The sequence below is a fragment of the Streptomyces sp. NBC_00691 genome, from assembly GCF_036226665.1.
Lineage (GTDB): Bacteria > Actinomycetota > Actinomycetes > Streptomycetales > Streptomycetaceae > Streptomyces.
Map to the genome: position 1 here is coordinate 3143532 of NZ_CP109007.1, position 21653 is coordinate 3165184.

The 21653-nt window shown below is 72.5% G+C and carries 19 protein-coding genes and 1 tRNA gene; 9 read left to right on the forward strand and 11 right to left on the reverse strand.

The window, feature by feature from the left end; translation table 11 throughout:
- Nucleotides 1-32 precede the first annotated feature (32 nt).
- Nucleotides 33-2471, reverse strand: a complete 2439-nt coding sequence (locus OG392_RS14160) for an immune inhibitor A domain-containing protein (RefSeq protein ID WP_329279231.1) — start codon at nt 2469-2471, stop codon at nt 33-35.
- A gap of 333 nt (nt 2472-2804) precedes the next feature.
- Between OG392_RS14160 and OG392_RS14165 the strand changes: the two genes are divergently transcribed.
- Complete coding sequence (locus tag OG392_RS14165; RefSeq protein ID WP_329279234.1) at nt 2805-3083, forward strand: hypothetical protein; 279 nt, start codon at nt 2805-2807, stop codon at nt 3081-3083.
- Nucleotides 3084-3138: 55 nt separating this feature from the next.
- Here OG392_RS14165 and OG392_RS14170 read toward each other — a convergent pair whose 3' ends face one another.
- Complete coding sequence (locus OG392_RS14170; RefSeq protein ID WP_329279237.1) at nt 3139-3924, reverse strand: RDD family protein; 786 nt, start codon at nt 3922-3924, stop codon at nt 3139-3141.
- 110 nt (nt 3925-4034) lie between these two features.
- A complete protein-coding gene (locus OG392_RS14175) occupies nt 4035-5597 on the reverse strand; it encodes an RDD family protein (protein WP_329279239.1) in 1563 nt (520 codons plus the stop codon).
- Nucleotides 5598-5907: 310 nt separating this feature from the next.
- Between OG392_RS14175 and OG392_RS14180 the strand changes: the two genes are divergently transcribed.
- On the forward strand, nt 5908-6399 hold the full coding sequence (locus OG392_RS14180) for an SsgA family sporulation/cell division regulator (RefSeq protein ID WP_329279241.1): 492 nt from the start codon (nt 5908-5910) through the stop codon (nt 6397-6399).
- A gap of 35 nt (nt 6400-6434) precedes the next feature.
- On the opposite strand, the gene OG392_RS14185 is transcribed toward OG392_RS14180, so the two are convergent.
- Complete coding sequence (locus OG392_RS14185) at nt 6435-7802, reverse strand: FAD-binding oxidoreductase (protein WP_329279244.1); 1368 nt, start codon at nt 7800-7802, stop codon at nt 6435-6437.
- Between the two features lie 98 nt (nt 7803-7900).
- Between OG392_RS14185 and OG392_RS14190 the strand changes: the two genes are divergently transcribed.
- Nucleotides 7901-9343 carry a tetratricopeptide repeat protein gene (locus OG392_RS14190; RefSeq protein WP_329279246.1) on the forward strand — a complete coding sequence of 481 codons (1443 nt, stop codon included), beginning with the start codon at nt 7901-7903 and terminating at the stop codon, nt 9341-9343.
- A 255-nt stretch (nt 9344-9598) separates the two neighbouring features.
- On the opposite strand, the gene hppD is transcribed toward OG392_RS14190, so the two are convergent.
- Nucleotides 9599-10744, reverse strand: coding sequence for a 4-hydroxyphenylpyruvate dioxygenase (gene hppD, locus OG392_RS14195; RefSeq protein ID WP_329279248.1), 1146 nt, complete (start codon nt 10742-10744; stop codon nt 9599-9601).
- A 121-nt stretch (nt 10745-10865) separates the two neighbouring features.
- Between hppD and OG392_RS14200 the strand changes: the two genes are divergently transcribed.
- The 4 genes from OG392_RS14200 (at nt 10866) to OG392_RS14215 (ending at nt 13674) form a co-directional block, all read left to right on the forward strand.
- Nucleotides 10866-11333 (forward strand): Lrp/AsnC family transcriptional regulator, encoded by a 468-nt coding sequence (locus OG392_RS14200; RefSeq protein WP_329279250.1) that lies wholly within the window; start codon nt 10866-10868, stop codon nt 11331-11333.
- An 85-nt stretch (nt 11334-11418) separates the two neighbouring features.
- On the forward strand, nt 11419-12000 hold the full coding sequence (locus tag OG392_RS14205) for an ArsR/SmtB family transcription factor (RefSeq protein ID WP_329279251.1): 582 nt from the start codon (nt 11419-11421) through the stop codon (nt 11998-12000).
- Between the two features lie 19 nt (nt 12001-12019).
- Nucleotides 12020-12205, forward strand: a complete 186-nt coding sequence (locus OG392_RS14210) for a hypothetical protein (RefSeq protein ID WP_329279252.1) — start codon at nt 12020-12022, stop codon at nt 12203-12205.
- Nucleotides 12202-13674, forward strand: a complete 1473-nt coding sequence (locus OG392_RS14215; RefSeq protein WP_329279253.1) for an MFS transporter — start codon at nt 12202-12204, stop codon at nt 13672-13674. The genes OG392_RS14210 and OG392_RS14215 overlap by 4 nt, the downstream gene beginning before the upstream one ends.
- On the opposite strand, the gene OG392_RS14220 is transcribed toward OG392_RS14215, so the two are convergent.
- The 6 genes from OG392_RS14220 to OG392_RS14245 form a co-directional block, all read right to left on the reverse strand.
- Nucleotides 13607-14401, reverse strand: a complete 795-nt coding sequence (locus OG392_RS14220; RefSeq protein WP_329279254.1) for a S16 family serine protease — start codon at nt 14399-14401, stop codon at nt 13607-13609. The two genes, OG392_RS14215 and OG392_RS14220, sit on opposite strands and share 68 nt — an antisense overlap.
- Nucleotides 14402-14688: 287 nt before the next feature.
- Complete coding sequence (locus OG392_RS14225) at nt 14689-15330, reverse strand: IclR family transcriptional regulator (RefSeq protein WP_015033894.1); 642 nt, start codon at nt 15328-15330, stop codon at nt 14689-14691.
- Nucleotides 15331-15815: 485 nt separating this feature from the next.
- Complete coding sequence (locus tag OG392_RS14230) at nt 15816-17609, reverse strand: DEAD/DEAH box helicase (RefSeq protein ID WP_329287256.1); 1794 nt, start codon at nt 17607-17609, stop codon at nt 15816-15818.
- Nucleotides 17610-17715: 106 nt separating this feature from the next.
- Complete coding sequence (locus OG392_RS14235; protein WP_329279256.1) at nt 17716-18099, reverse strand: type II toxin-antitoxin system death-on-curing family toxin; 384 nt, start codon at nt 18097-18099, stop codon at nt 17716-17718.
- Entirely contained in the window at nt 18100-18297 is a 198-nt protein-coding gene (locus OG392_RS14240; RefSeq protein WP_329287259.1) for an Arc family DNA-binding protein, read from the reverse strand.
- A gap of 50 nt (nt 18298-18347) precedes the next feature.
- Nucleotides 18348-19877 (reverse strand): MFS transporter, encoded by a 1530-nt coding sequence (locus OG392_RS14245; RefSeq protein ID WP_329279258.1) that lies wholly within the window; start codon nt 19875-19877, stop codon nt 18348-18350.
- 302 nt (nt 19878-20179) lie between these two features.
- On the opposite strand from OG392_RS14245, the gene OG392_RS14250 reads away from it, so the two are divergent.
- Both OG392_RS14250 and OG392_RS14255 read left to right on the forward strand, forming a co-directional pair.
- Nucleotides 20180-20254, forward strand: a tRNA-Cys gene (locus tag OG392_RS14250).
- A gap of 339 nt (nt 20255-20593) precedes the next feature.
- Complete coding sequence (locus OG392_RS14255) at nt 20594-21529, forward strand: serine/threonine protein kinase (RefSeq protein ID WP_443054773.1); 936 nt, start codon at nt 20594-20596, stop codon at nt 21527-21529.
- Nucleotides 21530-21653 lie beyond the last annotated feature (124 nt).

Here is a 21653-nt window from a genome sequence, read left to right on the forward strand (position 1 = left end):
GCCGATCATGCTTTGACCTGCGGTTTTACCGATTACTTCGTGGACGGACCCACGCGGACCGTGATCGTCTCGCCGTTCTTCGGCTCCTGGACGACCTGGATCTTGGTGTTGGTGTCAGTTACCTGGACACCGGCGCGCGCCGTCTCCTGGAGCCAGTACGTGCCCTTGCGGTCGTCGAAGACCGGGTTGCCCGGCAGCGACGGGACGAACGCCGCGACGTCGGCCTTGTGGAGCAGGAGGCTGTCGGTCTTGTACGTGCCGAAGGTGGAGTCGTAGGCCTGGACGCGGTTGCGCATCAGGCTGCCGTCCTTGAACTTCAGCGGCGTCGGGTGGGAGTCGACCGGAAGGATCAGACCCTGGCCCGGGTGGACCGCGGTGTTGTTGTCCTTCTGGGAGAGGTCCCACTTCCAGATGAGCAGACCGTTCTGGTACGGGTAGTGCTCGACCCAGCTGGCCTTGTCACCGGTGAACCCGAAGTTGTACGGGCCGACCTTGAGGGTGGCGTCGTACGAGACGTACTGGCGGTTCTCCGCGATGTAGTACTGCTCGTACTCCTTCGTGAAGCCCTTGCCGACCCGCGAGAAGCCCTTGGCCGCCCAGCCGTTGTCACCGTTCTCGGCGTTGTCCGAGAAGACGGTGGCACCGTCGGCGGTCAGCGTGATGGCGTCGGCCGTGAAGCCCTTGCCGCCGGCGCCGCCGTCCGTCTGGTAGCGGAAGCGGAGGTCGAACTTCTTGCCCGCGTAGGCGTCGAGGCCGTAGACGAGCTCCTTGTGCGTGCCCGAGACGTCGGTCAGCGCCGGGGCGCCGCTGGCGTCGCGCGGGAGCGGCTTGCCGTCGGCGGTGCCGTCCAGGGCCGTCCAGTTGGCGCCGCCGTCGGTCGACACCTCGGTGTAGAGGTAGTCGTAGTCGAGCTCGATGTCGTACCAGCCCTTGAGCTTCAGGGAGGCGGACGTCTTGCCCGTCAGGTCGACGGAGCGGGTCAGGGTGTTCTTGAGGTCGTCACCCATGTTGCTCCACCACTGCGTGGCACCCTCGGCGGGCGCGACGACATCGGTGGTGACGGCCTTCTTCGGCAGCTCGACGACGAGCGCCTGGGGGTTCTTGGTGTTGTACTCGGCGACGCCCAGCTTGTGGGTGGAGTTCCACTTGCGGGCCTCGTTGGCGACCTTGGTGTAGTTCAGCCAGCCGAGCTGCAGCTTGTCCCAGGCGTTCATGTCGCCGGGCAGGTCGCCGATGGCGTCCTTGCCGCGGCCGAGCCAGGAGCCGGAGGACATGAGCGACCAGAAGCCGGTCGAGTTCTCGGCGCCCTTGAGGCCGGAGGTGTCGTACAGGTCCGGCAGACCGAGGTCGTGGCCGTACTCGTGCGCGAAGACGCCGAGGCCGCCGTTCTCCGGCTGCATCGTGTAGTCGCCGACCCAGATGCCGGAGTCACCGATCTGCGTGCCGCCGGCCTTGTTGTTCGCCGGACCGGTCTTGCCCGCGTTGGTGCCGTAGGCGTACCAGCGGTGGGCCCACAGGGCGTCGCTCGCCTGGGCGCCGCCGCCCGCCGACTCGTCCTCGCCCGCGTGGACGATCTGGAAGTGGTCGATGTACCCGTCGGGCTCGTTGAAGTTGCCGTCGCCGTCGAAGTCGTACCGGTCCCACTGGTCGTACTGCGCCAGGTCGGCCTTGATCTGGGCGTCGGTACGGCCCTTGGCCTTCTGGTCCGCGGTCCACGCCGTGACACCGTCGCGGACGGCGTCCCAGACGTTGGAGCAGTTGCTGTTGCCGCAGTAGTTCGAGCCGTAACGGGCCTCGTTGTACTCGACCTTGACCCAGTCGGAGACTCCGCCGTCGACCGAGTACCGGCCGGACGAGGTCTTCTCGTAGTAGGTCTTCAGCGACTGCTTGGGCTGTCCCTTGGCGTCCTTGCCGGTGCCGAAGTACAGGTCCTGGAAGTGCTTCTGGTTGTAGTCCGCCTGCCATTCCGTGGAGTTGTCGTGCGCACGGTCCGGCTGGGCTATCTGGTTGTGCAGGGGACCGGGCGTGCCGCCGAACTTCGGCTTCAGGTCGGTCGTGTCGTCGTCGGCGCGGTCGACGAGGGTGGTGGTGTCCACCTTGTCGCCGAACTCGACGAGGATCGTGAAGATCTTGTCCGTCTTCTCACGGCCGAGCTCGACGTACTTCTTGCTGTCGAGCTTGACGACCTGGGAGCCGTTGCGCCGCTCCACCTTCGACTCGCCGCTCAGCACCTGCTCCAGGGCAGCCTTGCGCTGCTGCTCCTGCTGCTTGCTGTAGGGACCCTCGAGGTCGTGGTCGACCGCCGTCTTGTCGACACCGGCGCCGGGCGCCGGGTCGTGACGGACATCGGACGGCGTCACGCTGCCGTGATTGTCCGCCCATGCGGTGGTGAAGGTCGAGGCGGTGGCGGCGGTGGCCGCGAGCGCCACAACAACTGCGGACGTTCTGATCGCCCGTCGTCTGTTGGTCACTTGATATGTCCTCCCCGGCGCCCGCGCTTCGGACCGAAGGTGGGGTGTCCGTCCGGCGGGTCGCGCGTCACAAGTGACGACATTCGACCGGAGGTACGCAAGAAAAGACAGATCTTGACTTGCACATACCAACTGCACTATGCGGGAGGTGAATTCCGATTATCGGACGATCGACGGGCACCTTACGGGAAAAAATCACACGACCCGTGACTCCGTGCGCCCCCCGTGCACCCCGTGCCCCCGCATCCTGGGTGAGGGCACGCTTACTTCGGCTCCGCCCGGGCATCCACGCTCTGAGAGTCGAACCGATGTCCTGAGAGGGCGGTACATGTCATGCAGCGTCCGAACGCCGCACAGCTCACCTACGGTTCGGCCACCGTCGTGCTCGCGACCGTCGCCCTGCTGCTGCTCTCCGGCACGACGACCACGCTCGGGATCACGGTGATCAGCCTCGCCGGCCTGCTGCTCGGACTGCTCGTGGCGGTGACGATGCCCCCGCGGACGAGCGCCGTCAAGACCGCCGCACCGACTCCGGCACCCGCCGCCCGCGAAGAGGTCCGGGTACCGACCGCGCGCGTGGGCGCGGGAGTCGACACCCGGACCGGTTCGTGACACCTCGTCCGTATACGTCGTCCCCGTCGGCTCCGCGCGGACGACGTCGGTCCGGCTACTGCGGGACGGAGACCACCACCGTCTTCGCCGCCTTGTCGTGCAGACCCTGCTTGTAGGGCTTGTCGACCAGGATCAGGATCAGCAGGAGCAGCGGCCACAGGCAGGCGCAGCAGACCAGAGCCGGCACCCACAGGACGATCGCGCGCAGCAGCGACTGGCTCATGGGGGGCGTCGAGCCGTCGTTGAGCATCGCGACCCGCAGCTTCATCCACTTCTTGCCGAGGGTCTGGCCCGCCTTGGCCGTCATCACGGTGTCGTACGCGACGAACGCGACGATCGTGATCAGCTGGAAGATCAGCTGGCTGCCGCCGTTGAGGCTGTTGACCGTGTCGCCGAAGTCGTTGCCGTCCTCGGTCGCCCGTGAGTAGACCTTGAACGGGATGCCGATGATCGCCAGCGGGATCGCGATGATCAGCCAGTCGATGACGCGGGCGATGATGCGCTTGCCCGACTCGGCGAGCGGCGGCATGCCGGAGAGCGGATCGGTCCCTCCGTACCCGGCGCCGTAGCCGCCGTACGGGGGCGGGGGCGGCGGCGCGTTGTCGTACGGGGAGCCGCCAGGGGAGCCGTACGGCGAACCGCCCGCGGGTCCGTACGGACTCCCGGGCGGCGGACCTCCCGGCGGGGGGCCTCCGGGCGGGGGGCCTCCCGGCGGAGGCCCTTCCGGGGGCGGTCCGGCGGGCGGCGGCTGGCCGGCGGAGGGCGGCGGAGGCTCCTGCGGCCTCTTGAGGAACGGGTCCTCCTCGGGCGGCTGGCCGGGCGGCGGCTGGTCGGTGCTCATGGGGGCAGTGCATCCCGGGCCGGGCGCCCCCGCAAGGAATCACCGCCCGTTCGGGGGACCCCCGGCCGTCAGGGGCCGTCCGGCCCCGCCGCGGCACGGCCGCCCGGGGCTCAGCGTGCCACGAAGGTACGGGCGGCCTTGTCGTGCCAGCACTGCCGCCACGGGCGGTCGAAGAGGCACCACAGCACGTTGAGGACGCCGAGGGCCAGCAGCCCCAGGACGCTGTAGACGAGCCAGCGGCGCAGGGCCGCGCCGAACCGCGGCGGCTGGTGCGCCTCGATGTCCCGCACCTCGATCCCGCACAGCTTCTTGCCGAGCGTGCGCCCCCACCTGGCGGTCGGCAGCGCCTCGTACAGCACGCCGATGACGAAGAAGGCGGCCAGCGCGATGCCGAACTGCACCGAGGTCGTGCCGTCGACCAGCCACACCTGGACGGTGACGCCGGACTGCCTGGCCGCCTCGATCTTGCCGTCGATGTGGTCGAGGGCAGCGGTCACGAACGGGAAGGCCGCGCCCCCGACGAGCGCGCCCAGGACGAGGGTGTCGATCAACCGGGCGGTCAGCCTCCGGCCGAGCCCGGCGGGACGCGCGGAGGCCTGCGCGCGGGCCGCCTGGACGAACAGGTCGTCGACGGGCGGCTTCCAGGGGACGACGGGCTGCTGCGGGTCCTGCGACTGGGGCTGCGGCTGTTGTGCCTGCGGCTGCGGCTGCTGGGCCCAGGAGGGGGCCGTGGGCGCCGGGGCGGGCGCCTGGCGCGCGGGCGCGGGGGCGGTCCCCGCGGCGGGCTCCGGGGCCGGCTGGGGGGCCGGCTGGGGCCGGGGGGCCTGCGGGGCGGGCTGCGGCTGAGGCGCCGCGGCAGGGTTCGGGGCGGGGATCGGTGTGACCGGCATCCCGCCGAGGCGTGCCGCTCCCCCGGTGGCCCGGGGGTCCGCCGCCGGGGCGGCGGACCGTGCCGCGCTCTCGGGCTCGGATTCACCCGCACCGGCGACCGGCCAGTCGGCCGGGGTGCGCGGGTCGGGGGTCCGGGGCGCGCCCCAGGAGACCTTCTGGTCGAGGTCGCCGCCGAAGCCGGTCTGGCGGGAGGTGTCCGCCTGCCAGGCGGAGGCGGGTTCCGCGGGGGCCGGCTCCTCGTCGAAGAAGACGGGTCCGGTCTCCTCCACGGTGGGCGCGGGGGCGAGGGCGGGCGACCGGTCCTGCGCGGGAAGCTGCGCGGGCGCCGGGACCTGGGCCTGGGCCGGAACGGAGGCGGCGGGCCGCACGGGCTCGGGAGCGGGCTGCGGCTGCGGCGGGTACGGCTGCCGCTCGGGGAGCCGGTGCTGCGGCTGGACCGGCTGGAGCTGCTGCTCGGGGAGCTGCTGCCGCGGCGGGAGCTGCTGCTCCTGGGGCCGCTGCGGCTCGATCCGCGCGGGCTGCCGCGGCTGGACCGGCTCCGGCTCGGGCCGGGCCGGCTGCGCCGCGGCCGGTGCGGGCGCCGGGCCGGAGGCCAGGATCGGGCCGGCCGGGATCGACGAGGCCGGCGGACCCGGCGGAACCTCACCGTCCGTGGGCGCGGGCCTGCTCGTACCGGGAACCCAGGCGCCCCCGTTCCAGAACCGGATGTACCCGGGAATGGACGGGTCCGGGTAGTACCCCGCCTGCGGTACCTCTCCGCCGCCTCCAGGAGGAGTAGCCACTGCCCCGACTCCGTTCAGTCACAACGCCCTTGAACCGCGCGGCCGCGTGCCGGGCGTGCCGCGCCCAAGGAGGACAGTAACGAAGAACGTCCCCGAGGGAACAAAGAGCCCGTGAGAAAGGGCGCCTTCGAGGGGGACACGTACCGGAATCGATCACTCCCGGTGATGTTCGGGCCGGGACATGCGCGCCGCACCCCCGGCCCGGAAGAACTTCCCGAAAAAACTTCCCGAAGTCGCGTAATGAGCCGCGGGTACCCCGCTCTCTCCCGGTGAAGGCCCGCACGGGCCGGTCCACGAGAGGGAGACGACCATGCAGAACACCGACAACACCACCGTCGAGCGCGAGCTGGAGCTCAAGCTGGTGCTCTCGCCCGAGCGCGCCGTCCCCGTCCCCGCCCGGCTCGCCTACCGCACGGACGACCCGTACGCCGTCCACATCACCTTCCACATCGGCACCGACCACCCGGTCAACTGGACGTTCGCGCGCGAACTCCTGGTCGAGGGCGTGTTCCGGGCCTGCGGGCACGGTGACGTGCGGATCTGGCCCACGAAGGTCGACGGCCGCGGCGTCATCCTGATGGCGCTCTCCTCCCCCGACGGCGACGCCCTGCTGGAGGCCCCCTCCGCGCAGGTGTCCGCCTGGCTGGAGCGGACCCTGCGCGCGGTGCCGCCGGGCACCGAGGCCGAGCGGCTCGGCATCGACGACGGACTCGCCGAACTCCTGGCGACCACCGTGATCGCCGACGAGCTGTGGCTGCGCGACCCCTGGCCGTCGGACGAGTCGCAGGACGGCGAGCTGTGAGCCCCGTACCCCCGCGGCCCCTCGGGCCACCCGTGTCAGAAGAGCTTTCCGGGATTGAGCAGTCCCAGCGGGTCGAAGGTGGCCTTGATCCCGCGCTGGAGCTCGAGTCCGACCGGCCCCAGCTCCCGTGCCAGCCACTCCTTCTTGAGGACGCCCACGCCGTGCTCGCCGGTGATCGTGCCGCCGAGCGCGAGCCCGAGCGCCATGATCTCGTCGAAGGACTCCCGCGCGCGCCGCGACTCGTCCTCGTCGGTGTGGTCGAAGCAGACGACGGGATGGGTGTTGCCGTCACCGGCGTGCGCGCAGACCCCGATGGTCAGGTCGTACTTCTCCGCGACCGCCGCCGTGCCGGCGAGCATCTCGGCGAGCCGCGTACGCGGCACGCACACGTCGTCGATCATCGTCGCCGGCTTGATCGTCTCCAGGGCCGTGAGGGAGAGGCGGCGTGCCTGGAGGAGGAGTTCGGACTCCGCGGCGTCGGCGGCCGGGACGACCTCGGTGGCGCCCGCCGCCGCGCACAGCTCCGCCACGGCGGCCAGATCGGCGGCCGGGTCGGGGGTGTCGAAGGCACACAGGAGCAGGGCCTCGGTGGTGTCGGGCAGACCCATGCGGGCCATCGTGTTGACGGCCTGGACGGTGGTGCGGTCCATCAGTTCGAGCAACGACGGGGTGTGGCCGCGCTCCATGATCGTGCAGACGGCCGCACAGGCGGCGGCCGCGGAGGGGAACTCGGCGGCCAGCACGAGCTGCGCCGGGGGCTGCGGCTTGAGCTGGAGCACCGCCCGGACGACGATGCCGAGGCTGCCCTCAGAACCGACGAAGAGCCTGGTCAGGTCATAGCCGGCGACGCCCTTGGCGGTGCGGCGGCCGGTGGTCAGGAGCCGGCCGTCGGCGAGGACGACGTCGAGGCCGAGGACGTACTCGGCCGTCACCCCGTACTTCACACAGCACAGACCGCCTGAGGCGGTGCCGATGTTTCCGCCGATGGTGCACGTCTCCCAGCTGGACGGGTCCGGCGGGTAGGAGAGGCCGTGCTCGGCGACGGCCCGTGACAGCACCGCGTTGACGACACCCGGTTCGACGACGGCGATCCGGTCGACCGGGTTGATCTCCAGGATGCGGTCCATCTTGACCAGGGAGAGCACGATGCAGCCCTCGGAGGCGTTGGCGCCGCCGGAGAGGCCCGTGCGGGCTCCCTGCGGGACGACGGGGACGCGGAATTCGGTCGCGGCGCGCATGACGTGCTGCACCTGCTCGACGGTGCGCGGGAGCACGACGACGGCCGGGGCACCGGCCTCGCAGAAGCTCGCCATGTCGTTCGCGTAGGAGGCGGTCACGTCCGGATCGGTGAGCAGCGCCTCGGCGGGCAGCCCGGCACGCAGCCGCGTCAGAAGATCGTCCATGACTCCAGCGTGGCACCCGGGGCCATCGGTGTGAACCCGCCGGGGCGGGCGCTTCGTGTGCTCTTCGTACAGGTGCGGGCGGGCGCACAGTGAGCGCCATGAAGACGCAGAACGTGTCGAGGACGGTCCTCGCGGCCGGAGTGGGCGCGGTGCTCGCGGCGACGGCGCTCCTTTACGTCCCCGAGTTCCTCGACCAGGGGCCGCCGCGTCCGCCCGGCCCGGCGGATCGGGCGGCGGTCGCGGCCCACGCGGGCGCGCAGGCCTCGCTCCCCGACCTGGCCGCGCTCATCACCGACCGCGAGAGGTGGCTGCGCGACCACCCGGACGACGACGCGTCCTGGGCGGAGCTCGGCGCGGCGTACACGGAGCGGGGCGCGCGCCTCGGTGACGTACGGGACTTTCCGCGCGCCGAGAGGGCGTTGCGGCGCTCGCTGGCCGAACGGCCCGCCGCGCGCGGCAACACGGCCGCCGAGCTGGGTCTGGGGGCGCTCGCGGGGGCGCGCGGCGACTGGACGTCGGCCAGGGAGTGGGGCGAGAAGGTCCGGAAGGCGGAGCCGCGCCGCTGGCCCGTGTACCCGGTCCTGATGGACGCGTACAACGGCCTCGGGGACTACAAGGCGGCCCAGAAGGCGATGGAGACCCTGGCGGGGCTCCACGCGGGCGCGATGGTGCGGACGAGGGCCGCGGGGAGCTACCGCGACCGGGGTTGGCGTGAGGACGCCGACGCGGCGGCGCTCGACGCGGTGGCGCTGGCGGACACCGCCCCGGACAAGGCGGCGGCGCTGGGGCGGCTCGGCGACCTGGCGTGGGAGCGGGGCGAACCGGACGAGGCGCTCGCCCGGTTCTCGGCGGCGCTGTCGCGGGTACGGGACCACGGGCCCTCGCTCGCGGGCCGGGCGCGGGCGCTGGCGGCGCTGGGCCGCACGGACGAGGCGCTGCGGGAGTGGCGGGCGGCGCTGGCCCGGCTGCCGCTGCCGGAGTACGTCCTGGAGGCGGGCGAGCTGGCCGAGTCGCTGGGCATGGACGGGGACGCGCGGGCGCTGTACGGGCGGCTGCGGAGCGGCACATGGGCGGACGGGGAGGTGACCCTGGCGCTGCTCGACGCGGACCACGGCAACGCGGCGGCGGCGGTCACCCGGATGCGGGCGGAGTGGGCGCGCGGGCACCGCTCGGTGCGGGTGGCGGACGCGCTGGGGTGGGCGTTGTACCGGGCGGGCCGGCCGAAGGAGGCGCTGGAGTACGCGACACGGGCCACGGAGGAGGGGCTGCGGAGCGCGCTCTTCGCTTACCACCGGGGCGAGATCGAGCGGGTCCTGGAGGAGTCCGGCCCGGCCCGCCGGCACCTGGCGGAGGCGCTGCGGATCAACCCGCACTTCTCGCCGCTGCTGGCGCCGAAGGCGGCGGAGTCGGTGGCGGCGCTCGGCGAGCCCTCGGACGAACTCCCGAAGGAACTCCGCCCGGAGCCGGAACCGCGCCCGGAGAAGCCCCGGCGGGCGGAACCGGTGTCGGCGCCGAAGCCCACGGCGGCGGCACGGGGTTAGCGCGCCGTGTGACGGCGCCCCGGCCCACCCCCCGCGTGGGCCGGAGCCCGCCGGATCGGGTGCCCGCCACGGTGCGGGCCGGACGGGCGGCGAGGCCCGCCCGGCGCGGGCCGGGCCCGGCAAGGCGCGCCGCCGCCCCTGCCGTTGGGGCCGGGCCGTGCGCGGGGTGCCGCCCTCCGGCCGGCTGGGCGCGGGCCGTCGGGCGTGCCACAGGGCCCGGGGCGTGGCCCCGGGCCCTGGTCGTGCGCGCGGCGGCTAGAGGTTGCCGCGCTTCTCCTGCTCGCGCTCGATCGCCTCGAACAGCGCCTTGAAGTTGCCCTTCCCGAAGCCCATCGAGCCATGGCGCTCGATCATCTCGAAGAAGACCGTCGGCCGGTCCTGGACCGGCTTGGTGAAGATCTGCAGCAGGTAGCCGTCCTCGTCGCGGTCGACGAGGATCTTCAGCTCGCGCAGGGTCTCGACGGGCACGCGGGTCTCGCCGGCCCACTCGCCGAGGGTGTCGTAGTACGAGTCGGGGGTGTCGAGGAAGGAGACACCGGCGGCCCGCATCGCGCGCACGGTGGCGACGATGTCGTTGGTGGCGAGGGCGATGTGCTGGACGCCGGCGCCGCCGTAGAACTCCAGGTACTCGTCGATCTGCGACTTCTTCTTCGCGATCGCGGGCTCGTTGATCGGGAACTTCACCTTGAGGGTGCCGTCCGCGACGACCTTCGACATGAGCGCGGAGTACTCGGTGGCGATGTCGTCGCCCACGAACTCCTTCATGTTCGTGAAGCCCATGACCTTGTTGTAGAAGCCGACCCAGTCGTTCATCTTGCCGAGCTCGACGTTGCCGACGCAGTGGTCGATGGCCTGGAAGGTGCGCTTGGCCGGCGGCTCGACGATCGGCTTGGCGGCGACGAAGCCCGGCAGGTAGGGGCCGTCGTAGCCGGAGCGTTCGACGAGGGTGTGGCGGGTCTTGCCGTACGTGGCGATCGCCGCGAGGACGACGGTGCCGTGCTCGTCCTTGATCTCGTACGGCTCGGCGAGGCCGGTGGCGCCGTGCTCGACGGCGTAGGCGTACGCGGCTCGGGCGTCCGGCACCTCGATGGCCAGGTCGACGACGCCGTCGCCGTGCTCGGCGACGTGGTCGGCGAGGAAGCGGCCCCGGTCGGTCGCGGCCTTGATGACGGAGGTGAACACGAACCGGGCGGCGCCGTTGGTGAGGACGTAGCTGGCGGTCTCGCGGGTGCCGTTCTCCGGTCCGGAGTAGGCGACGAGCTTCATGCCGAAGGCCGTGGAGTAGTAGTGCGCGGCCTGCTTGGCGTTGCCGACGGCGAAGACGACCGCGTCCATTCCCTTCACGGGGAAGGGATCGGCCTGCCGCGCGGTGGAGGGGGTGTGATCGATGGTCTCAGTCATGGGAGCAGAGTCCCGCCGTTCTGCAAGGTGCGCAAGAGTTCGCCGATCTACTGGTCATGTTGCACAGCGACCGGCCAGTATGGCCATGCGACTTGTACATCCTGACCACGAGGAGACCGTTGTGGCGATCGATCATCTGGACGGCCGGCTCATCACGCTCCTCGCGCGTGAGCCGCGCATCGGGGTCCTGGAGGCCTCCCGGCGGCTCGGGGTGGCGCGGGGGACGGTGCAGGCGCGGCTCGACCGGCTCCAGGCGAGCGGCGTGATCAGGGGGTTCGGACCGCAGGTGGACCCGGCGGCGCTCGGCTATCCGGTGACGGCGTTCGCGACCCTGGAGATCAAGCAGGGGCAGGGGGCGGACGTGCGGGGGCATCTGGCGACGGTGCCGGAGGTGCTGGAGCTGCACACGACGACGGGCCACGGCGACATGCTCTGCCGGCTCGTCGCCCGCTCGAACGCGGACCTCCAGCGGGTGATCGACAAGGTGGTGGCGTTCGAGGGGATCGTGCGGGCGTCGACGGCGATCGTGATGGAGAACCCGGTACCCCTGCGGATCATCCCGCTGGTGGAGCAGGCGGCGCGGGAGTGAGGTGACCGGCCCGCCCGAATGAATGCAAAGAACTAGTTGCAAAGAAAGCCTTGCAACTAGTTCTTTGCAACTCTACGCTCGGACCATGCCCGAGCCCGAAGCCTTCCCGACCCGCCCCCTGGACCCGCGCACCCTGCGCGGGCTCGCCCACCCCCTGCGCATCCAGCTGCTGCGCGCCCTGCGCACCCACGGGCCCGCCACCGCCTCCCGACTCGCGGAGCGACTGGGCGAGTCCAGCGGCGCGACCAGCTACCACCTGCGCCAGCTGGCGGCCCACGGCTTCGTCGAGGACGACCCGACGCGCGGCAAGGGGCGGGAGCGGTGGTGGAAGGCCGCCCAGCAGGGCCTGACCGTCGACGAGACGCTCTCCAGGAACCCGGACCCCGAGGTCCGCGGCGCCCTCGACCTCTACGTCCACGAGATCGCGACCATCCACACCCAGGAGCTGAGCACCTACCTCGGCACCCGGCACGAGTGGGGCGACGCCTGGCTCGGCGTCTCCGACATGAGCGACTTCACCCTGCGCCTGCCCCCCGAGAAGCTCCGCGAGCTCGACAAGAAGCTGCACGCCCTCATCGCGAGCTACCGGGACGCCGAGGAGGCCGACGCCCCCGACGCCGAGCGCGTACGGATCCATCTGCACGCGTTCCCGCAGCACGAGAACTGACGGAAGGAACCACGGAGTCATGCACGCCGACATTCACCTCCAGCTCCACCAGCTGCACGCCGCCGAACTCCATCGCACGGCCGCCGCCACCGCACCGCGCGTCCCCGGCCCCACCCTCCGCGTCCAACTCGGCTGGCGCCTCGTCGAGTTGGGTCTGCGTCTGGCCACTCCCGCACAGCGCGGCCCGATCGCCCTGGCAGCATGACCACTCCGGGGGGAAACGAGGCGGACACGGCGAGACCGGGCGGCCCGGGGACGGGCACGACGCGGCGGGACCGAGTCCCCCTCGCCACCGTCCTCACCGCCAACGCCGTCTCCATCACCGGCAATTCACTCACCCTCATCGGCGTCCCCTGGTTCGCGCTCGACACCACGGGAAGCCCCGGCAAGGCAGGCGTCGTCGCCTTCTGCGCGGCCCTGCCCGTCCTCGTCTCCGCCATCGCCGGCGGCCCGGTCATCGACCGGATCGGCCGCCGCCGGGTCAGCATCGCCTCCGACCTGGTCTGCGCCCTCGCGCTGGCCGCCATCCCGCTCCTCGACAGCCTCGGACTCCTGCGGTTCTGGATGCTGTGCGCGCTGATGGCCGTCACCGGCCTCTTCCACGCACCCGGCGAGACCGCACGGCACGTCCTCGTCCCCGACCTGGCCCGGCGCGCCGACACCCCGCTCTCCCGCGCCGCCAGCCTCTACGACGCCGTCTCGCGCGGCGCCCGCATGACCGGCGCCGCCCTCGCCGGACTGCTCGTGGCCTTCATGGGCGCCGACACCGTCCTGTACGTCGACGCGGCCACGTTCGGCGTCTCCGCGCTCCTCGTCGTCGCGGGCCTGCGCGGCGTCCCCTCCGCCGAACCCGCGCGCGGAGCCCCGCCGCTCTCCCCCGCCGCCTACCGGGCCGATCTGCGCGAGGGCTACTCGTTCCTGCTGCGCACCCGGCTGCTGCTCGCCGTCAACCTCACGGTGATGACGACCAACGGCCTGGCGCAGAGCTGGAGCGCGGTCCTCCTGCCGCTGCACGCCCGCGAGGCGCTCGGCGGCTCGGCCTCGCTCGGCCTGCTCATCGCGGTCTCCGGCGGCTGCTCCCTCGCCGGCGCCCTGCTCTACGGGGCCGTCGGCCACCGCCTCCCGCGCCGCCCGGTCTTCGCGGCCGGGTTCCTGCTCACCGGCGCCCCCGCGTACGTGACCGCGGCCCTCACCGACACCACCGCGCCCCTGCTCGTGGCCATGGCCCTCGGCGGGCTCGGGGCGGGCGTGCTGAACCCGATCCTCACCACGGTCTTCTACGAGACCGTCCCCGAGGACCTGCGCAGCCGCGTCGGCGGCGCCAGCACGGCCTCCGTCCTGCTCACCGCACCGCTCGGCGGAATCGCCGCCGGATTCCTGGTGGAGCGCACCCAGCTCACCACCGCGCTGCTCACCATCGGCGGCATGTACTTCCTGGCCACCCTCTCGCCGCTGGTGTTCCCCTCCTGGCGGGGAATGGAAGCCCCGGGAAAGACCGACGGCGCCACGCCCGGAACCGACCCCGCCGGTCCAGCCGGAACCGACCCCGCCGGTCCAGCCGGGACCACCCCCTCGGGTGCTCCCGGGAGCGACCCCGCACCCGGCGTCAGCAGGCGGGAACCTTCGCGTCCTGCCCCTGCTCCAGAGCCTTCAGGGACGACACCGCGTCGCTGAGCGCCGTGACGGGGATGAGCCGCATCCCCTTCGGCAGCTCGGCCTGGGCGTCCGAGCACTCGGCCTTCGGTACGAGGAACACGGTGGCCCCGTCGCGCGCGGCGGCCTGGGTCTTCAGCGAGACGCCGCCGACGGCGCCGACCGAGCCGTCCGCGTCGATCGTCCCCGTACCGGCGATGATCCGGCCGCCGGTGAGATCGCCGCCGGAGCCGTCGCCGTCGAGCTTCTCGACGATGCCGAGGGAGAACAGCAGCCCGGCACTGGGCCCGCCGATGTCGGCGAGGTGCAGGGTCACCTTCACCTTCTCGGGGTCCTCGTCGAGGTAGTCGAGTGCGGCGAGCGTGGCCGCGTCCTGCGACTCCTTCATCTGGCCCAGGTTGTGCTTCTCGACCTCGGCGTCGGACTTCCCCGGCGGGTAGACGGAGTCGCGCGGCAGGACGGCCCGGTCCGTGCGGAACCAGGCGTCGGTCACGTCCCCCAGGTCGACGTCCGTGGACGGCCCGGTCGCGACGATCGTCGTCATCCGCAGCTGGCCCTCGGAGGGCCGGACCGGGGCGCCGGTGATCGTGATGACCTCCTGCCCCTTGTCCTCGCCGAGCACATCGGCGGTCGTACCGGGCTGCGCGATGGCGTAGGGCAACGGCGCGAGCGCGACGACGGCGAAGAGCGCGACGACGGGCAGCGCGCAGACCGCGAGCGCCTTGGGACGGGAGAGACTGGAGAGCACGCCCCCAATCTACTGGGGCGGCCGCCCCCACCGGGCCGGGGGCGCGGAGCCGCCGGGCGCGTGCCCGTACCCGGACCCGGGCACGGGCAGGTGGCGGGCGATGGCTCCCGGGTCCTCGTGGAGGCATCGGCGACGCGGCGGACGGCGCCGCCGTACGAGGGCCGCCCCCGGGGCCGTGGATCCGGAGGCGGCACGGCGGCACTCACGGGCAGCCGTGCCGAGCGGCGCCCGCTCCCGGCCGCCGCGGGGCCGCCCTGCGGGCGACGACGGGAGGGTGACGGCAGGCCCTAGCGGAGCGCGTCGGCGACCTCACGCGCCGCGTCCACGACCCGCGGTCCGACCCGCTCCGGCACCGCGTCCGCGAGCATCACGACGCCGACACTGCCCTCGACACCCGTCACGCCGACGAGCGGGGCGGCCGCGCCGCTCGCACCCGCCTCCAGCTCGCCGTGGGTGAGGGTGAAGCCCGGTTCGATCAGGCCGCCCTGCCGGGCGGCGAGGATGGCGCGGCCGGCCGCGCCACGGTCGAGCGGGTGACGGAAGCCGGCCCGGTAGGCGACGTGGTAGTCGGTCCAGGTCGGTTCGACGACCGCGACCGCGAGTGCCTCCGCGCCGTCGACCAGCGTCAGATGGGCCGTCGCCCCTATGTCCTCGGCGAGCGAGCGCAGCGCGGGGAGCGCGGCCTCCCGCACGAGGGGGTGGACCTGGCGGCCGAGCCGGAGCACGCCGAGGCCGACGCGGGCACGTCCGCCGAGGTCGCGGCGGACGAGGGCGTGCTGCTCCAGGGTGGCGAGCAGACGGTAGACGACGGTCCGGTTGACACCGAGTTTGTTGGACAACTCGGTGACGGTCAGGCCGTGGTCGGTGTCGGCGAGCAGTTTGAGGACTCTGAGTCCCCGGTCGAGCGTCTGGGAGGTCTCCGCGGTCACGACGCCCTCTCCTTCGGAGTGAGTGGCGGCGGGCTCTCACGGGGTTGCGTCACCGGTCCCGTCGGCGACGCACGTCAGAGGCCGCCGGCAGGAAGGGGTACACCGGCTGCGCTCCGCGGCGGCGCTGCCACGGGGCGATTGCTTTTGAGCCGGGACAGTAGCGACCCGCTCCGCTCAGCGGAAGACCTCGTCCAGAATCCGGGCGCCGGCGAGCGAATAGAGACGGTTCGGGACCTTCGTCGGTCGCACGCGGGACTTTGGCTGACAAGATCGGCTTTGTCGTACACGTAGCGTGGAAGGGCCCGGAGGCCGACCGTGGGGGCCGGTCTCCGACGCCGGTCCCGCCGCGGTTCCTTCACCGGTTCCGCCGCCGCGGGACGAGTGAGGCCCGTACGAACGCCGTCGTACGGGCCTCAGTCACGCTCAGGGGCGGGGTGGCCGGAACGGGTCACCGCATCCGGGTGGCCCGCTTCCGCGGGCGGGAATCACCGCATCCGGGTGGCCCACTCCTGCACCTTCTTGATCCGTTCCCGGATCTGGCCGGCGGTGGCCTCCGCGCTGGGCGGCCCGCCGCAGACCCGGCGGAGCTCCGTGTGGATCACACCGTGGGGCTTGCCGGTCTGATGGACGTACGCGCCGACCATGGTGTTGAGCTGCTTGCGCAGCTCCAGAAGCTCCTTGTGGGAAACGACAGGGCGCCGCTCGGCGGGAAGTTCGAGCAGATCCGCCTCCTCGTCCGGCTTCTTGCGGCTGTGCGCGATCTGCCGGGCCTGGCGCTTCTGGAGGAGCAGCTGGACCTGGTCGGGTTCGAGGAGACCCGGGATGCCGAGGTAGTCCTGCTCCTCTGCGCTGCCCGGGTGGGCCTGCATGCCGAACTCGGCGCTGTTGTAGAGGACGCGGTCGAAGACGGCGTCGGACTCCAGCGCCTCGAAGGGCAGCATGTCCTGCTCGCCGGTGTCCTCGTCCTGCTGCCGCTCCGCCTCGGCGAGTTCCTTCTCGGACTCGGCGTACGGGTCCTCCTCGCCCTGCTTCTTCGGCTTGTCGAGGACGTGGTCGCGCTCGACCTCCATCTCGTTGGCGAAGCCGAGGAGGCTGGGGATCGTCGGAAGGAACACGGAGGCGGTCTCGCCGCGCCTGCGCGAACGCACGAAGCGGCCGACGGCCTGGGCGAAGAAGAGCGGGGTCGAGATCGTCGTCGCGTACACCCCCACGGAGAGGCGGGGCACGTCGACGCCCTCGGACACCATGCGGACGGCGACCATCCAGCGGTCGTTGCTCTCGCTGAACTCGTCGATGCGGTTCGAGGCGCCGGTGTCGTCGGACAGCACGACGGTGGCCTTGGTACCGGTGATCTCGCGGATCAGCTTGGCGTACGAGCGGGCCGAGTCCTGGTCGGAGGCGATGACGAGGCCGCCCGCGTCCGGGATGGACTTGCGGACCTCGGTGAGCCGCTGGTCGGCGGCGCGCAGGACGTTCGGCATCCAGTCGCCCTTCGCGTCCAGGGCGGTCCGCCAGGCCTGCGAGACGGCGTCCTTCGTCATCGGCTCGCCGAGCCGGGCGGCGATCTCGTCTCCGGCCTTGGTCCGCCAGCGCATGTTGCCGCTGTAGGAGAGGAAGATGACGGGCCGGACGACACCGTCGCCGAGGGCGTTGCCGTAGCCGTAGGTGTAGTCGGCGGAGGACCGCCGGATGCCGTCGTTCCCCTCCTCGTACGTGACGAAGGGGATCGGGTTGGTGTCGGAACGGAACGGGGTGCCGGTCAGCGCGAGGCGCCGCGTGGCGGGCTCGAAGGCCTCCAGGCACGCCTCGCCCCAGGACTTGGAGTCACCGGCGTGGTGGATCTCGTCGAGGATGACGAGGGTCTTGCGCTGCTCGCAGCGGTTGCGGTGGAGCATCGGGCGGACGCCCACACCGGCATAGGTGATGGCGACGCCGTCGTACTCCTTGCTGAGCGGCCCGGCGCTGTAGTCCGGGTCCAGCTTGATCCCTATCCGCGCGGCGGCGGCGGCCCACTGCTTCTTGAGGTGCTCGGTGGGCGCGATCACGGTGATCTGCTGCACGACGTGGTGGTGCAGCAGCCACGACGCGAGGGTCAGGGCGAAGGTCGTCTTGCCGGCGCCTGGTGTGGCGACCGCGAGGAAGTCACGGGGCTGCTCCTGGATGTATCTCTCCATCGCGCCCTGCTGCCAGGCACGCAGCTTGCCGGCGGTACCCCACGGGGCCCGTCCTGGGAAGGCGGGAGAAAGGTGATGGGAGGAAGTGGTGGTAGTAGTCACGATCTCCGGGTTCGACGCTCGTCCAGATATGACAACCGGGCCACCTTACCGGCGGCCCGGCCGGAACGTCGTACGCGACGGGGCGGGCGGGCCCCGGGTGCGACTCAGCTCACGTCGCCTCGTGGAGGCCCCGGAGCCTCCGCGCGATCAGGGTGACGTCCTCCAGCTCACCGGCCGCCACCTCGATGACCAGCTTGTACGCCTCGTCCTGGTCGACCTCGACCATGTCCCGGCCGTTGAGGTCGAGGAAGACGACCGTGCACATCCACGCCATGCGCTTGTTGCCGTCCACCAGGGGGCGGTTCACGGCGAGCGACTGCAGCAGAGAGGCGGCCTTCTCGAAGAGGTCGGTGTACGCCTCGATCCCGTACATCTGCGACCGGGGACGGTGTACGGCCGACTTGAGCAGGCCGAGGTCGCGCACGGCGATCCGCTGCCCGGCGCAGGCGAGGTCCGCGAGTTCGAGGACCTCTTCGGCGGTCAGGTACTTCATCTACTCCCCCAGCCGCTTCAGCAGCTCCGCGTGACGCAGGGCGTACTTGGCGCCGAGCTTGCGCACGGCCTCCCGATCGACCTCCTGTTCCAGGTAGCGGTCGATCGCCTGGAGTACCACGGCGTGCATGCTCCGGCCCTCCTCCTCAGCGCGGAGCTTGAGGGCCTCTTGCTGGTCGTCGCGGAGACGCAGGTTCATAGCCATACCGCAACGGTACCAATGGCGGGGTCAGAGTGGTACCACCCGGCTCAGGCCCGTACCGGGGCCGCGTGCAGCCGCGTCGCGACCCACGCGCCCACCGCCGCGACCCCCGCCATCGGCAGGAAGACGGCCGCGAAGGCCCCCGGGTGGGAGCCCGTGGACGCGGAGGACGTGACGGCGTGGCCGACCGCGCCGCCGCCGAGCGCGGCGAAGGCCGCGCCGCCCGCGGCGAGCAGCAGGACGTTCGAGAGGCCGTCGGAGATCTGGAGGGCGGCGGAGTTCGCGCCGACCTCCTCGGGCGCGGAGAGCTTCATGAGGAGCACGCTCGTCGAGGCGATCACGGCCCCCATGCCGAGACAGCCGAGCCCCCAGGCCGCCGCGACCACCCACACCGGCACGGCCGTGATCAGCACGGTCGGCGCCGCCGCGATGGCGATCGCGACCAGGACCATGCCGAGGACGACGAGCCGTTCCCGGTACGGCTCCGTCCACGGCCGGGCCTGGACCCAGGAGCCGAGGGCCCAGGTGAGGCCGCCGGCGGCGAGGGAGAGGCCGGCCAGGGTGGGACTCAGGCCCCGCTGGGTGACCAGCATCAGCGGCACGAAGGACTCCGCCGCGATGAAGGCACCCGCGGCGATGCCCCGGAGCAGGACGACGGACGGCAGACCGCGGGCTGCCCGGTAGGTGCCGTGCGGCAGGAGCCCGCGGACGGCGGGCACGAGGAACGCGATGCCGGCCGCCGCCGGCAGCAGGGAGAGCCACCGCAGCTCCTGGCCCGCGTACTGGAGCAGCGCCGCCCCCGCCGAGATGCCGAGCGCGAGCCGGATCCGGCGCCGGTCCCAGGGCGCGACGGGCGCGGCCGGGTCGGCCGGACCCGAGGCGGTGCGGCGGATCGCGGGGAGCGCGAGGGCCAGCGGGAAGACGACGAGCACGGGGATGCCGACGAAGACCCAGCGCCAGCCGAGGTGCTCGGTGATCGTTCCGGCGGCGAGCGGTCCGACGACGGAGGGGACGACCCAGCTCGCGGCGAACGCCGCCATGATCGCGGGTCTGAGGTGCTCGGCATAGGCCCGGCCGACGACCACGTACAGGGCGACGATGACGAGCCCCCCGCCGAGGCCCTGGACGGCCCGCCCGAGGATGAACATCCACATCGCGCCCGCGGTCCCGGAGAGCAGCAGTCCGGCGGCGAAGGCGCTGATCCCGGCGGTGAGCGGCGCGAGCGGCCCGAGCCGGTCGGACCACTGTCCGGCCAGGACCATGGCGAAGAGGCTGGTGGTGAAGTAGGCCGAGAAGGCGAAGGCGTAGAGGGGGATGCCGTTCAGCTCGCGGGCGGCCACGGGCATGGCCGTGCCGACGGCGGTCGCCTCGAAGGCGATGAGCAGGACGACGGAGACCATGCCGATGCTGAGCGCCCGGTGGGCCGGATCGAGGACGGACCCCTGGGTGACGACGACGGTGTCGGCGGTGCCGACCGTGGTGCCGATGTCGTGCGGGGCAAGGGATCCGGGTCTCCGGGCGACGTCGGCGGCTATGTCCGCGTCCGCCTCGGCGTCACGGGGTTCGAGGGCGCTCATTCCCCCAGAGTAAGAGGTGAAGAAGCAAATGACCCCTGTCAGGAGTCCCGGAACGACTCGGTCCTTGGACGTACGCCGGACGCACCGGGGACCGCACCACGGCCGCGCCACGGACGCAACCGCAAGGCCCACCACGGCCGCGCCACGGACAGAACCGCAGACCCACCACGGCCGCCCCCGCCCACCCCGGACGCCCCACTGTGAACGCCGTGTGGCAGCACCGTTGCAGTCACGTGGCACGACCCCGTGACCCCTTGAGCCCCTCCCTGCACCCGCCTACGGTCGTACTCGTTGCACCACATGACCGTGTGCCCGAGTGGTTGAGGGGCTCGCCTGCAAAGCGAGTTACGTGGGTTCGAATCCCGCCACGGTCTCCAAGGAACCTCCTCGCACACCCGAGCCTCATCCGCGGGCTCGGCCGTGAACGCCGACCGCATTCGCCCCAGCAAGGCGCGCGCCACCGGACTCCCCGATCGCCACCCTCGGGCTCCGCGCCCGAGCACGGTCCGCCGGGAATCACCCGGGCTCTCGGGAGCCTCACGCCGCCCGTACGAGCCCTTCACGTTCGCAACCAGGACAGCCCGGGACTTCCCGGACCCCGCCCTCCTCGGCCCGTCCCGACCCGCCTCCCCCTCACCTCAACCGCCCCTTCGCGTCTCGGTAGGCTCGTCCCCGCCCCGTCACCACGGGCGCACGGACGACGGGGGGCACGAACGGTGGAACAGTCGCGCGCACAGCACGCGTCTGCGGGGCACGCATCCGTACGGCGGGAATCGGCGCGCCAGGAATCCGCGCGGCGGATCGGCCCGTACCGGCTGATCACCCGTCTCGATCCGCCCCGGAGCGTCCTGCCCTGCCGCCGGTTCGTGGCCCGCACCGAGGACGGCGAGCACACCGTGCTGCTCAGCACCCCGCTGCCCGGCACCGATCCGGCCCGGTTCGCCGTGGAGGCCGACGCGGGACGCCACCTCCTCGGCCCGTGGGTCGCCCCGGTGACGAACGTGGCCGGTCCCGGTGAAGCCCCCTGGTACGCGAGCCCGTACATCCCCGCGCTCCCGCTGCCCGTGGCGCTCGCCGTCCACGGCGGCCCGCTGCCCGAGACCACCGTCCGGGCCGTCGGCGCCACCCTCGCCGAGGCGCTGGCCGCCGCCCACGGCCAGGGCCTCACCCATGCCGGGGTGTCCCCCGCCGCCGTCCTGCTCACCGCGGACGGTCCCCGGCTGACCTGCTTCGGCGCGGTACGGGCCGCCTCGGCCGACGGCGAGCCGCGCACCGGCCTGCCCGGCCTCGACCCCGGGGCGCTCGCCCCCGAACAGGCCTCGGGGGGCCGCCCGCGCTCGCCGGGCGACATCTTCGCGCTGGGCGCGGTCCTCGCGTACGCCGCCACCGGTCACACCGTGCCCGAGCGGGACGAACTCCCGGCCGCCCTGCGCCCGGTGATCTCGTCCTGCCTTGCCCGCGACCCGGCCGACCGGCCGACGGCGGCCGCCCTGATGACCGCGCTCGCCCCGCCGACGACACACGGGACGGTCCTGAACTCGGCCGGCTCGCTCCTCGCCCCGGGCTGGCTGCCGGGACGGGTGGTGGCGGCACTGGCCCGCCAGTCCTCGGAACTCCTCGCCGCCGAACTCCCGGAACAGGCAAGGACCTGAGACCCCGGACACCCCGGAGAACCGGAAACGGCCCGGTCACCCCGGACCCCCGGAAGGCCCCGCAGGTGACCGCTCCGGTCCTCCCTCCGGTCCTCCCTCCTCCCCTGCCCCTCCCGCCCTCCCC

What these genes read in the sequence shown, in the direction of transcription:
- OG392_RS14165 (WP_329279234.1), top strand. Translation starts at nt 2,805, where the DNA reads ATGCAGCGTCCGAACGCCGCACAGCTCACCTACGGTTCGGCCACCGTC.
- OG392_RS14170 (WP_329279237.1), bottom strand. Translation starts at nt 3,924, where the DNA reads ATGAGCACCGACCAGCCGCCGCCCGGCCAGCCGCCCGAGGAGGACCCG.
- OG392_RS14180 (WP_329279241.1), top strand. Translation starts at nt 5,908, where the DNA reads ATGCAGAACACCGACAACACCACCGTCGAGCGCGAGCTGGAGCTCAAG.
- OG392_RS14185 (WP_329279244.1), bottom strand. Translation starts at nt 7,802, where the DNA reads ATGGACGATCTTCTGACGCGGCTGCGTGCCGGGCTGCCCGCCGAGGCG.
- OG392_RS14190 (WP_329279246.1), top strand. Translation starts at nt 7,901, where the DNA reads ATGAAGACGCAGAACGTGTCGAGGACGGTCCTCGCGGCCGGAGTGGGC.
- hppD (WP_329279248.1), bottom strand. Translation starts at nt 10,744, where the DNA reads ATGACTGAGACCATCGATCACACCCCCTCCACCGCGCGGCAGGCCGAT.
- OG392_RS14205 (WP_329279251.1), top strand. Translation starts at nt 11,419, where the DNA reads ATGCCCGAGCCCGAAGCCTTCCCGACCCGCCCCCTGGACCCGCGCACC.
- OG392_RS14210 (WP_329279252.1), top strand. Translation starts at nt 12,020, where the DNA reads ATGCACGCCGACATTCACCTCCAGCTCCACCAGCTGCACGCCGCCGAA.
- OG392_RS14215 (WP_329279253.1), top strand. Translation starts at nt 12,202, where the DNA reads ATGACCACTCCGGGGGGAAACGAGGCGGACACGGCGAGACCGGGCGGC.
- OG392_RS14235 (WP_329279256.1), bottom strand. Translation starts at nt 18,099, where the DNA reads ATGAAGTACCTGACCGCCGAAGAGGTCCTCGAACTCGCGGACCTCGCC.
- OG392_RS14240 (WP_329287259.1), bottom strand. Translation starts at nt 18,297, where the DNA reads ATGAACCTGCGTCTCCGCGACGACCAGCAAGAGGCCCTCAAGCTCCGC.
- OG392_RS14245 (WP_329279258.1), bottom strand. Translation starts at nt 19,877, where the DNA reads ATGAGCGCCCTCGAACCCCGTGACGCCGAGGCGGACGCGGACATAGCC.